The sequence below is a fragment of the Streptomyces sp. NPDC001093 genome, from assembly GCF_040298985.1.
Lineage (GTDB): Bacteria > Actinomycetota > Actinomycetes > Streptomycetales > Streptomycetaceae > Streptomyces.
This window is the reverse complement of the sequence record NZ_JBEPBF010000006.1, coordinates 12,302-25,082: the sequence shown is the minus strand read 5'-3', so window position 1 is coordinate 25,082 and position 12,781 is coordinate 12,302. Positions and strand designations below refer to the sequence as shown.

Here is a 12,781-nt window from a genome sequence, read left to right as displayed (position 1 = left end):
CCTCCCGGGGCAACGGCATATTTAACCGCGCACCTGTCCGAGCCATTGCAGGGTGCGCCGGATCTCCATGGCCATCGGGTAACCGGGGCCGTGCAGCCGCTCCACGTCCATCAGCAGCCGGGCGAGGGTGTCGTGGGCGGACGGCCGGTCGCCGAGGGCGAGCAGCAGAAGGCCGATGCGCCGGCGCACGTCGTGGGCGAGCTGCGGGTCGCCGGAGACGTACTGGTTCTCGTAGTACGGCAGCAGCGCGCGGTACTCGGCGAGCGCCGCCGCCGGCTGGCCCAGCTGCTCCAGGCACTGCGCGGCCTCGTAGCGGTAGCGCAGGGAGTGCGGGTCGGCCTGGCCGGCCTCGGCGGCGCGTTCGTCGGCGAGGCGGCGCAGTTCGGGCAGCGCGCGCCGGTACTGGCCGTCGTCCATGAGCGTGGCCGCGTACTGCTTGCGCAGGGTGCGCACGACCGGGGAGTGCTCGCCGTGCTGCTCGGCGGCGGCGGGCAGGATCGCGCCCAGGATGTCCACGGCCTGGGTGATGCGCCCCTCCCCGAGCAGGCGCTTGACCTCGTCCACGGCGGCGGCGACATCGGGCTTCTCGGCCACCGGCGGCGCCGGCGCGACGGGGGCGGGCTGGGGCGCGGGAGTCCGCGCGCGGTCCGGCCAGGGGGCGTGCGGGCGCAGGAAGGGGCGCGTGGGGTCCAGGGGCGCCCCGGTGGGCGTCCCGCGCGCGGGCAGGAGCGCCGCCAGGTCCTCGTACACCTCCTGCGCGGAGCCCGGACGGTGCTGCGGGTCCTTGGCGAGCAGCCGCAGCACGAGCCTCTCCAGCGCCTCGGGGACCTCGGGGCGGATACGGCGCACGGGCAGCGGAGGCTCGTACAGGTGCCGGTGCAGCACGCCGAGCGCCGTCGAGCCCGCGAACGGCACGTCACCACTGAGGAGTTCGTGCATCAGCACACCGAGCGCGTACAGGTCGGTGTACGGGCCGACCGCGCCGCCCATCGCCTGTTCCGGCGCCATGTAGGCGGGCGAGCCGATCGGTGAGCCGGTGTGGGTCAGGCGGGTGGTGTCGGTGTCCATCACCGAGGCCACACCCAGGTCGAGCACGGTGACCGTGCCGTCCTGCTTCACCATCACGTTGCGCGGCTTGAGGTCGCGGTGCACGATCGGCACGGCGTGCACGGCGCTCAGCACGGCGCACAGTTGCGCGGCCACCGCGACCGCCCACTGCCACGGGTACGGATCGTGTTCGGCGAGGTGGTCGGACAGGTCGGCGCCGTCGACGTACTGCATGACGAGGAACAGTTCCTCGCCCTCGCTGCCCGCGTCGTGCACGGTCACCAGGCCGGGGTGGTCCACCTGGGCGGTCACCCGGCACTCGCGCATGAACCGGCGGCGCAGCTCGTCCGCCTCCTGACCCGCCACCTTGTCGGGGCGCAGCAGCTTCACCGCCACGCGCCGGTCGAGCCGCCGGTCGTACGCCGTCCACACCTGCCCCATGCCGCCCTGTCCGATGAGCGTGGACAGTTCATACCGGCCGGCGACGACACGCCCTGCCGCCACACTCACCGTCCGCTCTCGTGACCGTCGTGCCGTCCGTCGTGCAGGCCGTCAGGCCGGCCGTCGTGCCGGCGCAGGTAGTCGCTCAGCTCGTCCAGTTCGGCGCGGACCTGCTCGATGTGGCTGGGCGCCGGGCGCTGGGGCGGTGCGGGGACGTGCGGCTGGGGCGCGGGGATGTGGGGCATCGGGGCCGGCACGTACGGGGGGCGCGGCGTGCTCGGCCTGCTCGGCGCGGTCGTCGCGGTGAACGGCGAGACGGACTGGGGGTATGCGTAGCCCGGCCCCAGCGGCACCTGGCCGGCGTAAGCCTGGCGGAGCCGCTGGAAGTGGCGTATGTCCGCGTAGAGGTAGTAGGCGACACAGGCGACGGCGTTCAGCAGCAGCATGCTCATGCCCAGAGTGCCGTTCGGCGAGCTGAAGTCGTCGGTGTGGTCGGTGCTGAAGAGTGCGAAGCAGATGCCGAGGACGGTCACGGATCCGCCGAAGAACCACCACTCGGCGGGCCTGCGGGTCACGATCGCCGCGCGCAGCGGCGCCACCCACGCCAGGAATCCGATGCTGAAGAGCGCCACCGCCACGAAGATCACGCGCAACACGACCAGCACCCCGGTCGAGGGTGGCTGCGGCGGTGGCGGCGCGTAGCCGTGGCCTTGCATGGCTGCTCCTGGAGGCCTGATGCGTGCGGACGTGTGTGCTGAGTCCGAGCGTATAGGCCGCCGAGGACAGCCGGTCCCGGGTGTACCGAACCGTTGCCGCGCTCCGGGCCCTCAGCCCGGTGCCACCGTCCCGTCCGTCAGCCCGTCGTACATCCCGCGCACGAGTTGCTCCCCGAGCCGGCCCGCAAGCCGCAGCGCCCGCTCGAACTCGTCGAGTGCGCGGAAGCGCGCGCCGTAGCGCCGTTGTTCGTCCAGCGGGAGCCGGGGCAGCTGCAGACGGCGCACGTCCAGCCGGGTCGCGGTGGAGGCATAGCTGCTGGCCTGCCGGTTGTTGGCGGTGCCGCGCAGGAACCCGGCGAGGAACCACGGGTCGAGCGCCGTGCGATCGGGGCGCAGCAGCACGAGGTTGCGCCCCAGGGCGGCGCCCCCCGTCGCCTCGTCGATCACGCGCGCCACCGAGCCGCCGCCCAGCACCGGTACGACGACGTCGCCCGGCTCGGTCAGCACCGCCTCCTCTTCGCTCTCCGGAAGCGTCCCGGAGGGCGCCGTGCCGGCGAGGACGTCGTGGTCGGTGAGGACGGGCACGCGCGCGTGGCCGCCGTTTCCGCCGGCGCGCATCACCAGCGCGCCCCCGCGCGCGAGTTCACCGATGGTGGTGAGCGGCCAGCGCGCGCCCGGCGCGGGGGCGGCGGGCGGCGGAGTGAGCTCGGCGGTCAGGCGCAGGGTCGTGCCGAGGCGCTCGCGCACCTCCGTGAGCTGCTCCGCGCCGTCGGCCGCGGCCGCCGGCGGCAGATGGCGGGCGGGGGCCAGGTCGACGTCGTCGTCGAGGAGTTCGATGACCGGCACGGAACGGGCGAGCCCCGGCCGCTCCGCCGGCCGCCCCGCGTGCTCGAAGGCACGCCAGGCGTCGAGGACGGCCTCGCGCACCGCCGGCCAGTCCGGCCCGCCGCGCCCCTCCCTGGCGAACCTGCCGGTGTCCACGAGCAGCACCTCGGGCGCCGCCGGCGTCCGGTCGGGCCGGCGCAGCACCCACACGTGCAGCGGGATGCTGTACGGCGGCGCCGCCCCGGCCGGCAGCGCGATCACGGCCCGGAGCGCGCCCCGGCGCAGCAGGTCGGCGCGGATCCGGCGCCCGGAACGGCGGGAGGCGGCGGCCGGCGGCATGAGCAGCACGGCGGAGCCGCCGTCGGCCAGCCGGGCCAGCGCGTGCTGCACCCAGGCCAGTTCGGACTCGGTGCGGGCCGGGAAGCCGTACTCCCAGCGGGGGTCGTAGGCGAGTTCGTCATGGCCCCAGTTACGCTCGTTGAACGGCGGATGGCACAGCACGGCGTCGGCGCGCAGCTCGGGGTAGGCGTCGGCGCGCAGGGTGTCGCCGGCAGCGCCGCGTACGCCGGCCCGGGAGTGCAGGGCGAGCCGCAGCGCGGTGAGCGCGGCCAGGTCGGGCGCGCTGTCCTGGGCGTACAGCTCCTGGTCGGGGCGGGTGTCGACGGCCCGCAGCAGGGCGCCTGTGCCGCAGGCGGGGTCCAGGACGGTGCGGGCGGGGCCGGCGAGGTCGGCCATGAGCCCGGCGAGTTCGGCCGGGGTGAGCGTGTACTGGCGGGGGTTGGCATCCAGGTGCCGGCCCAGCAGGAACTCGAAGGCCTGCCGTGCCCCGGTCTCGGCGGCCAGCTCGGCCACGCCGCGCAGGAGCGCTGCGGAGGGGAGGAGTTGGGGGCCGGTGGGGGTGCGGAGGGCGGGGGTGCGGGGGGTGCGGGGGGTGCCGTGAACGGCGGTGGCGTTGTGAACAGCTGGTGGGGCGTTCACAGCCTGCTCGGCGGTTGAGGAGTTCACAGCGGGGGGCGTGCGCGCTGCGTCCACAGCGGGCGCCGCGGAATCCGGGTTCACATCGGCTGTCCCAGAGGCGGCGTTCACACCGGGCACCCCGAAACCCGCGCTCACACCAGGCACCTCGGAACCTGAGTTCACACTCGACGCCCCCGAGCCGCCCCGCCCGGCCCGCCGCCCCCGCGCGGTGCCGAGACGCGCCGCCAGTACCTCCTCCAGCGCGCCCGGCAGCATCGCGGCGAGGCGTGCGTCGGAGCCGGCGCTCGCGTCGAGCCAGACGGTGGGGCGCTCGTGGATCAGGAGCAGGACGCAGCCGGCGTGCACCAGGGCGGTCAGCGGGCCCTCGGGATGTCCCACGAGCTGCTGCCAGACCCGTTCCCGCAGCGGGACCTCGGCGAGTTTGCCCTGCTTGCGCAGCCAGGCCTCGACCTCGGCGAGCGCGAAGGACGGGCTGGTCTCGGTGCCGCCGACCGGTTTGGGGAAATCGGCGTGCCGGCGGCGCCAGTTGCTGACGGCGGCCCGGCCCACTCCGGCGAGCCGGGCGATTCCGGCAGCGGTCACCTCTGTCGCGTTGTCCTGCACCGGCCCCACTCCCCCTCGTCCCGTGTGTGTGCCGAGCATACCGGCGTACACAAGATCCCTGCATTCACGCCGTGTACCCATCGGATGCTGTGAACCTTGTTGACTCGGTTCACAGGCTCTGCTCTTATTGACCCAGCGAACCAGCGGCCACCGGAGGGGGAGGCCGCCGTTTTGGGGAGGGATTCGCCATGGGCATGAAAGCCAAGGTCGCGCTGGGCGCCGTCGTGGGGGTCGTCGTCATCGGTGCCGTGTCGGCGAACGCCGGCAGCAGCGGCAAGGACGGCGGTCCCGGCGGCAGTGGCAAGGGCTCTTCCGCCTCCGCCGGGCACACGCCCGGCAGCACCAAGGACAAGAAGAAGGCCGCCGCGATCGCCGGCGACGGCGAGTACCAGGTCGGCTCGGACGTGAAGCCGGGCACCTACCGCACGACCGGCAACACCGACGACATGTGCTACTGGGAGCGCGCCAAGGACGCCAAGGGCGAGACGGAGTCGCTCCTCGCCAACGACAACGTCACCGGCACGAGTTACGTGACCATCAAGCCCACCGACAAGATCTTCAAGTCCACCGGCTGCAAGGACTGGGAGGCCGTCGGCCCCAGGACGAAAGGCACGCCCGCTTCCTCGATGAACGGCGACGGAGGCATGTTCAAGGTCGGTACCGACATCGCGCCGGGCACCTACAGGTCGACCGGGAACACCGCCGACGACAACTGCTACTGGGAGCGCGCCAAGGACGCCGAGCACGGGCCGAACTCGCTGATCGCCAACGACAACGTGACCGGCACGGCCGTCGTCACCATCAGCCCGGGCGACGCCTACTTCAAGACCAGCGGCTGCGGCGACTGGAAGAAGGCGGCCTGAACCGGCCCGGCCGGTCCCACCGCCGCCCCCGCACACCGCTCGCCGGCCGCGCACCGCACGCACCCGCGCAGCGCACCCCCACCCCCCCCCACCGCGCACACGCGCACCGCACCTGTCCCACCGGCTCCGGCTGCCCGGGCCCGACCCCGCGCTGCCGGACCGGACCGGACGCCGTACGGCACACCGTTCGGCGCGCCGTACACACATCCCCGTAACACCCAGCTCTCCTGAAGGACTGTCATGCGCCTCACCCCCCGTGTCGCCACGCTCCTCGCCGTCGCGGCGCTCCCGCTGGCCCTCACCGCCTGCTCGTCCGGTTCCTCCGCCGGCCACGAGGGCACCGGCGCCAAGCCGGCCGACGCGAAGGACCTGAACGCCGGTCTCGCCACCGGTACGCAGCTGAAGAAGGCGCTGGCGCCGGCGTCGGTCTTCCCGTCCGGGTTCGCCCCCGAGTCCGACGGTGCCTCCGACAGCGGCACCCAGTTCCTCTCCCCCGCCGCCCGGAGCACCGCGAAGCCGGACTGCACCCGGCTGGAGGGCACGTCCTGGATACAGGTGACCGGCTTCAAGGGAGGCGTGTCGTTCGCGCAGAACGACTACGTGAACCACGGCAAGACCGAGGAAGTGGCCCAGGAGATCGACACGTTCCAGGGCACCACGGCGAACACCGTGATGAAGCGGCTGCAGACCGTCGCCGGCGAGTGCGCCGCCTTCACGGACACCGACGCTCACGCCAAGGTGAAGCTCACGGGCACGTCCACGGCCGGGCTCGGTGACGAGGCCTACACGATGACGCTGACGAGCGGTGCGTGGCAGAACGGCTCGACACTCATCGCGGCGCGTACCGGCAACTCCGTGATCACCGTGCTGTCGACGGCGGGCACCGACAACGGAGCCGCCACCGCGAAGAAGGTGACGACGCAGATCCTGGGCAGCCTGAAGGGCCTGAAGACCGCCTGACCGGGGGAGTGGACGCGGCGCCCGCTCACAGCGGGTGCCGCATCCACACGTTGGGCTCGACGTAGACGGCGTATCCGCGCTGCGGTTCACAGCGGACCGGGACCAGTGCGCCGGGCACCTCGACGTCGGCCGCGGTGTCGAACGGCAGCCCGGTCCAGCGGCGCCACTCCTCCAGCGAGGCGCCCACGGTCATGGAGGCCGGCGCGATGGAGTCGATGGTGGCTCCGGCGCGCGCGTGGACGCGCAGCCACGGGTCCTCGGGCAGGTCGTCGGGGCGGACCCGGTGGACGTACTCGGTGATCGGGGTGTGTGGTTCGCGGTGCTTGGCGCTGGGACGGACGGGGGCGACGACCTCGCGGAAGCCGAGCGCGCGGGCGTTCTCCCGCATCGCCGAGAGCATCACCGCGGACAGGCCGTGGCCCTGGGCGTGCGGGGCGATGGTGACCGAGATCGCGCTCACCGTGTCGGGGCGGGTGCCGCGGCGCAGGTCGGCGAAGGCCCACAACAGGATCTGGTCCCAGCCGCGCGCGGGCAGGGCGCGCCGGCCGTCGGTGTCGAGGGCGAAGGGGACGCTGAAGGCGTGGGCGACGATGTCGCCGTGCTCGTCCTCGGCGAACAACGCATACTGCGGCAGTTCGGCGGGGATACGGCCGTAGTGGGCGTTGCCCACGGGGTCGTTGGTCACGAACTCGGGCCATGTGTCGGCCATCTCGAACAACACCGGCAGCCGGTCGGGCCGCTCGGCGATGCTGCTCACCCTGACGTGCATGGCGCTCACGGTAGGCGGCGCGCCCCCGGCCCGGGTAACGGTTTTCGCCGGTCAGCGGGGCGGGTGCGGCGGCGCACCGGCCGTGCGGGCCACGCGGTCGGTCAGCGGGTCGTATCCGAGGAACGGATGGCCGCAGGCGCCCTCGGGGTCCATCAGCACGGGCTTGTGCAGGTGCCGGCCGAGGGACCGCAGGAATCCGCAGAAGAGGTCCAGCCGTTCCTGGCCCTGCAGTTCCCGCAGGTCGACGTCGAAGTCGATCTCCTCGGCCCCGAGGAAGCGGAAGACGGCGAGCATTCCGGGCACCGGCCACACCCGCAGCTGCGGGCACTCGGCGCCGGGGGGCCGGCCGAGCACGTGCGCCGCCCGCGGCAGGGGCCGTACGGCGTCACCCTCCAGGTACTCGTGCCGCCAGCCGCTCGCCACGACCAGGTCGAGGAGAGCCTGCCAGTCCTCGGCCGAGGTACCGGGCACGCTCAGGTCGGGCAGCGCGCCCGTCTCCTCGGGGTCGAACCAGCCGGAGACGTCCTCCCACAGCAGATCGCGCATTCCGCCATGCTGCCCGCCGGCCCGGCCGTGGCGCATCCGTGTTTCCCCCGGTCCGCGGCTCAGCGGGCGCGGAAACGTTCCGGTGCCTTGGTGGGGTTGCCACCCGTGGGGAGTTTCTGGGCGGGGCAGCCGTCGAGGACCCTCTTCATGGCGGCCTTCTCGGCGGCGGTGACCCACAGGCCGTACTTCTTCTTCACGGCGACCTGGGCGGCCACATAGGTGCAGCGGTACTTGCCGTTGGGCGGGAGCCAGGTGGCGGCGTCGCCGTCGCCCTTGCCGCGGTTGGTGCTCGCGTCGACCGCGATGAGGTTGAGGGGGTCGTTGGCCAGCGCTATGCGCTTGCTTGCGTCCCAGTACTGGGCGCCCTTCTGCCAGGCGTCGGAGAGGGGGACGACGTGGTCGATGTCGACCTGGCTGCTGCCGCGCCGGTAGGTGATGTCCTTGCCGGAGTAGGGGTCGGGCTCGAGCAGGCCGTAGGAGACCTTGCAGGTGCCGCCGGTGAACCTCACGGCCTTCAGGTCGCGTTTGAGTATGTCGTCGCGGGTGTCGCAGGAGTTGGAGTCGGTGTCGGCCCACGCGGTGCCGAACCGGGCCCGCGAGTAACCGGTCTTGGGTGCCCGGCCCTTGACGGTCAGGGCGTCGACGGCGGCCAGGACCGCGCCGCTGCCCCCGGCACCGGCACCGGAGGTGCCCTTGCTCTGCCCGGACTTGCAGCCGGCCACGGCGACCAGTACGGCCACGGCGGCGACCACCGCACCCCTCGGACGCGCCACGGTGCGTCCCCCCTCACTCGCCCGGGTCCGCCCGTCGGACACAGGCGGAATCGTTCCGTCCCTTACGGTAACCGCCGCGAGGCCCACTTCAGATGGGGGCCAAGGCGGTTTTTCGGGCGACCGGTGGCCGAGTTGGGGCATGCCGGTGCCGTACGGGGGGAGCACGGCCGGCACGCGCATGAGCCCGCTCACAACGGGCCGCCGGGGAGCTTGCCCCTGACGTTGGCATCAGGGGGGGCGCCGGGGGCGATTGAGGCACCGATGGCCGGCCGCTCCGGGTACAGCCCCGAGCAGCGGGCCGTGGTCCGCGTGTGGCAGCCCGGCCACACCCCGCTCGTCCGGGTCGGCCGCCCCGACTGCGGTGTGCTCGGTAGCCGCTGGCGGCGCGTTGGGAGGTGATCAGGCCCGCCGGTTCGTGGTGGCGCAGGGCGCGCGGCGGCGCGCCGGTCGCCGCCGCCGGCTCACCGGTCCTCATGCCCCCCTTACGCAGGACCCCCCTAGCGACGCCTACGACCCCAGGATCGAGGCGAGGAACTCACCGACCCAGCCCAGCAGTTCACGGCCGACCAGCGGCTTGCCGCCGACCTTCGCGGTCTTCGGGCGCGGGACCAGCACCTGGTGCACGGCCGGCTTGATGACCGTGCCGGGGTAGAGGCGCTTGACCCGCAGCTCCTGCGACTCGCGCAACTCCACCGGCGCGAAGCGGATGTTGGTGCCCTGGAGCACGATCTCGCCGACGCCGCACGCGCGAGCGAGCATCCTGAGCCCGGCCACCAGCAGCAGGTTCTCCACCGGTTCGGGCAACTTGCCGTAGCGGTCGGTGAGTTCCTCACGGACGGCCTTGATGTCCTCCTCGGAGTTGGCGGAGGCGATGGAGCGGTAGGCCTGCAGGCGCAGCCGCTCGCCGGGCGCGTAGTCGTGCGGGACGTGCGCGTCGACGGGCAGCTCGATCTTGACCTCGAGCGGCGCCTCCTCCTCGATCTCGCCGGTCTCCAGCTGGCGCCGGTAGTCCGCGACCGCCTCGCCGACCATGCGGACGTACAGGTCGAAGCCGACGCCCGCGATGTGCCCGGACTGCTCGCCGCCGAGCAGGTTGCCCGCGCCGCGGATCTCCAGGTCCTTCATCGCCACGTACATGCCCGCGCCCATCTCGGTGTGCTGGGCGATGGTGGCCAGGCGCTCGTGCGCGGTCTCCGTCAGCGGCTTCTCCGGCGGGTAGAGGAAGTAGGCGTAACCGCGCTCACGGCCGCGGCCGACGCGGCCGCGCAGCTGGTGCAGCTGGGACAGGCCGAAGGTGTCGCCGCGCTCCACGATGAGGGTGTTGGCGTTGGAGATGTCGATGCCGGACTCGACGATCGTGGTCGAGACGAGCACGTCGGACTTCTTCTCCCAGAAGTCGACGACGACCTGCTCCAGCGTCGACTCCGACATCTGGCCGTGGGCCGTGGCGATGCGTGCCTCGGGGACGATCTCGCGCAGTCTCGCCGCAGCGCGGTCGATGGACTCGACGCGGTTGTGGATGTAGAAGACCTGGCCCTCGCGCAGCAGTTCGCGGCGGATGGCGGCGCCGATCTGCTTCTCCTCGTACGGTCCGACGAAGGTGAGCACCGGGTGGCGCTCCTCCGGGGGCGTGGTGATCGTGGACATCTCGCGGATGCCGGTCACGGCCATCTCGAGGGTCCGGGGGATCGGGGTCGCGGACATCGTCAGCACGTCGACATTGGCGCGCAGCTTCTTCAGCTGCTCCTTGTGCTCGACGCCGAAGCGCTGCTCCTCGTCGACGATGACCAGGCCCAGGTCCTTGAACCTGGTCTCGGAGGAGAACAGCCGGTGGGTGCCGATGACGATGTCCACCGAGCCCTCCTTCAGGCCCTCCAGGACGGCCTTGGCCTCGGTGTCGGTCTGGAAGCGGGACAGCGCCTTCACGCTCACCGGGAACTGCGCGTACCGCTCGGAGAACGTCCCGAAGTGCTGCTGCACCAGCAGGGTCGTCGGCACCAGGACCGCGACCTGCTTTCCGTCCTGTACGGCCTTGAAGGCGGCCCGTACCGCGATCTCGGTCTTGCCGTAGCCGACGTCGCCGCAGATCAGGCGGTCCATGGGGACGGACTTCTCCATGTCCTCCTTGACCTCGGCGATGGTGGTGAGCTGGTCGGGGGTCTCGGCGTAGGGGAAGGCGTCCTCCAGCTCGCGCTGCCAGGGCGTGTCGGCGCCGAAGGAGTGGCCGGGGGCGGCCATGCGCGCGCTGTAGAGCTTGATCAGGTCGGCGGCGATCTCCTTGACCGCCTTCTTCGCGCGTGCCTTGGTCTTCGTCCAGTCGGCGCCGCCCAGGCGGTGCAGGGTGGGTGCCTCGCCGCCGACGTACTTGGTGATCTGCTCCAGCTGGTCGGTGGGGATGTAGAGGCGGTCGCCGGGCTGGCCGCGCTTGGCGGGCGCGTACTCGACCACCAGGTACTCGCGGGTGGCGCCCTGCACCGTGCGCTGCACCATCTCGATGTAGCGGCCGACGCCGTGCTGTTCGTGGACGATGTAGTCGCCCGGCTCCAGGGTGAGCGGGTCGATGGTCTTGCGGCGGCGGGCCGGCATCCGGGCGCCCTCGCGGCCGGTCGCGCGCTGGCCGGACAGGTCGGTCTCGGTGAGCACGGCGAGCTTCAGTGCCGGGTCCACGAAGCCGTACTCGATCGAGCCGCAGGAGACGTGCACGACGGAGGGGCTGAGGTCGCCGAGGTCGGCGTCCAGGCGGGCGGGGATGCCCTCGCCGCCGAGCACCTCCGCCGTACGGGCGGCCGGGCCGTGGCCCTCGGTGACGAAGACCGCGCGCCAGCCGTCGGCGAGCCAGCCCTTGGTGTCGGCGAGGGCCCGCGCGGTGTCGCCGCGGTAGGCCTCGGGTGCGTGCATGCCGAGCTTGAGGGTGTCCGCGTCGAGCTCTTCGTCGGCGGCGAAGGGGGACACCGACCACCACATCATGTCCAGCTCGCGCGCGCGGTCGCGGACGTCGGCGATGGACCACAGGGAGGCGGCGCCGACGTCGATCGGGGCCTCGCCGCCGCCTGCGGTGGCCGCCCAGGAGGCCTGCAGGAACTCCTGGGAGGTGGCCACGAGGTCGGCGGCACGCGTGCGTACCCGCTCGGGGTCGCAGACCACGGCCATCGCGCCCTTGGGGAGGACGTCGAGCAGCAGCTCCATGTCGTCCACCAGGACGGGGGCGAGGGACTCCATGCCCTCGACCGCGATGCCCTCGGCGATCTTGTTCAGGAGTTCGCCCAGCTCCGGGTGCTCCTCGGCGAGGGCACGCGCGCGTGCGCGGACGTCGTCGGTGAGCAGCAGCTCGCGGCACGGGGGTGCCCACAGGCCGTGCTCGGCGACTTCGAGGGAGCGCTGGTCGGCGACCTTGAAGTAGCGGATCTCCTCGACGTCGTCGCCCCAGAACTCCACGCGCAGCGGGTGTTCCTCGGTGGGCGGGAAGACGTCCAGGATGCCGCCGCGCACGGCGAACTCGCCGCGCTTCTCGACGAGCTCCACGCGCGCGTAGGCGGCGGCCGCGAGGGCTTCCACGACGTCGTTCAGGTCGGCGGTCCGGCCGGTCCTCAGGGACACCGGCTCCAGGTCGCCGAGGCCCTTGACCTGGGGCTGCAGCACGGAGCGCACGGGTGCGACGACGACGGAGACGGGGCCGGTCCCGGGGTCGTCCGGGCTGGGGTGGGCCAGGCGGCGCAGGACGGCGAGGCGGCGGCCGACGGTGTCGCTGCGCGGGCTGAGCCGCTCGTGCGGGAGGGTCTCCCAGGAGGGGTACTCCACGACGCCCTCGGCGGGCAGCAGGGAGCGCAGGGACGCCGCCAGGTCCTCGGCCTCTCGGCCCGTGGCCGTGACCGCGAGCACCGGGCGGCCCGCCGTGCGGGCGAGGGCGGCGACCGTGAAGGGACGGGCCGCCGGGGGCCCGACGAGGTCGATGTGCATGCGGTTGCCGTCCGCGGCCGCCTGAATCGCTTCCGCGAGGGCGGGGTCCTTGACGACGGCGTCGAGCAGACCGTGCAGGCTCATGGAGGGGCTTTCCGTCCGGTGGTGGGCAACGCGAATAACCCGACGCGTGTGACGGCCGGGGGTGTCCAGCGTACGACTCCGCCGGGGTTGGTGCCGGGCCTGTGGACAACCCCTGTTTCCCTTGAGGACAAAAGAACCCGGTGCCGGGAAGTCCTCGAAGACTTCCCGGCACCGGGCCTTTCCCCCGCAACCCCCGTATGCGGTGGTCGTGGCGTCGGT

At 72.8% G+C, this 12,781-nt stretch carries 9 protein-coding genes; 2 read left to right on the top strand and 7 right to left on the bottom strand.

What is annotated here, in order from left to right:
- Positions 1-21: 21 nt before the first annotated feature.
- The 3 genes from ABT288_RS05120 to ABT288_RS05110 all read right to left on the bottom strand — a co-directional run bounded on the left by ABT288_RS05120 (position 22) and on the right by ABT288_RS05110 (position 4,610).
- Positions 22-1,515, bottom strand: coding sequence for a serine/threonine-protein kinase (locus tag ABT288_RS05120; protein ID WP_351603088.1), 1,494 nt, complete (start codon positions 1,513-1,515; stop codon positions 22-24).
- Positions 1,516-1,553: 38 nt separating this feature from the next.
- Positions 1,554-2,204, bottom strand: a complete 651-nt coding sequence (locus ABT288_RS05115; protein WP_351602910.1) for a hypothetical protein — start codon at positions 2,202-2,204, stop codon at positions 1,554-1,556.
- A gap of 111 nt (positions 2,205-2,315) precedes the next feature.
- On the bottom strand, positions 2,316-4,610 hold the full coding sequence (locus ABT288_RS05110; protein ID WP_351602908.1) for an N-6 DNA methylase: 2,295 nt from the start codon (positions 4,608-4,610) through the stop codon (positions 2,316-2,318).
- 188 nt (positions 4,611-4,798) lie between these two features.
- Here ABT288_RS05110 and ABT288_RS05105 point away from each other — a divergent pair, with 188 nt between their 5' ends.
- Together ABT288_RS05105 and ABT288_RS05100 are read left to right on the top strand one after the other, a co-directional pair.
- The gene (locus tag ABT288_RS05105; RefSeq protein ID WP_351602906.1) at positions 4,799-5,473 is read left to right on the top strand and encodes an Rv1352/Rv1906c domain-containing protein; all 675 of its coding nucleotides are present in this window, start codon (positions 4,799-4,801) and stop codon (positions 5,471-5,473) included.
- 240 nt (positions 5,474-5,713) lie between these two features.
- Complete coding sequence (locus ABT288_RS05100) at positions 5,714-6,433, top strand: hypothetical protein (protein WP_351602904.1); 720 nt, start codon at positions 5,714-5,716, stop codon at positions 6,431-6,433.
- A 25-nt stretch (positions 6,434-6,458) separates the two neighbouring features.
- Here ABT288_RS05100 and ABT288_RS05095 read toward each other — a convergent pair whose 3' ends face one another.
- The 4 genes from ABT288_RS05095 to mfd all read right to left on the bottom strand — a co-directional run bounded on the left by ABT288_RS05095 (position 6,459) and on the right by mfd (position 12,562).
- Positions 6,459-7,202 carry an N-acetyltransferase gene (locus tag ABT288_RS05095; RefSeq protein WP_351602902.1) on the bottom strand — a complete coding sequence of 248 codons (744 nt, stop codon included), beginning with the start codon at positions 7,200-7,202 and terminating at the stop codon, positions 6,459-6,461.
- A gap of 51 nt (positions 7,203-7,253) precedes the next feature.
- Positions 7,254-7,748 (bottom strand): hypothetical protein, encoded by a 495-nt coding sequence (locus tag ABT288_RS05090; protein WP_351602900.1) that lies wholly within the window; start codon positions 7,746-7,748, stop codon positions 7,254-7,256.
- Between the two features lie 59 nt (positions 7,749-7,807).
- Complete coding sequence (locus ABT288_RS05085; RefSeq protein ID WP_351602898.1) at positions 7,808-8,521, bottom strand: HNH endonuclease family protein; 714 nt, start codon at positions 8,519-8,521, stop codon at positions 7,808-7,810.
- Between the two features lie 507 nt (positions 8,522-9,028).
- Positions 9,029-12,562: a transcription-repair coupling factor gene (gene mfd / locus ABT288_RS05075; RefSeq protein WP_351602896.1), complete on the bottom strand. Its 3,534-nt coding sequence runs from the start codon at positions 12,560-12,562 to the stop codon at positions 9,029-9,031.
- Between the last annotated feature and the right edge of the window lie 219 nt (positions 12,563-12,781).

Excerpts from the sequence above, each read along its gene's own strand:
- ABT288_RS05115 (WP_351602910.1), bottom strand. The coding sequence starts at position 2,204 with ATGCAAGGCCACGGCTACGCGCCGCCACCGCCGCAGCCACCCTCGACC.
- ABT288_RS05105 (WP_351602906.1), top strand. The coding sequence starts at position 4,799 with ATGGGCATGAAAGCCAAGGTCGCGCTGGGCGCCGTCGTGGGGGTCGTC.
- ABT288_RS05100 (WP_351602904.1), top strand. The coding sequence starts at position 5,714 with ATGCGCCTCACCCCCCGTGTCGCCACGCTCCTCGCCGTCGCGGCGCTC.
- ABT288_RS05095 (WP_351602902.1), bottom strand. The coding sequence starts at position 7,202 with ATGCACGTCAGGGTGAGCAGCATCGCCGAGCGGCCCGACCGGCTGCCG.
- ABT288_RS05090 (WP_351602900.1), bottom strand. The coding sequence starts at position 7,748 with ATGCGCGATCTGCTGTGGGAGGACGTCTCCGGCTGGTTCGACCCCGAG.
- mfd (WP_351602896.1), bottom strand. The coding sequence starts at position 12,562 with ATGAGCCTGCACGGTCTGCTCGACGCCGTCGTCAAGGACCCCGCCCTC.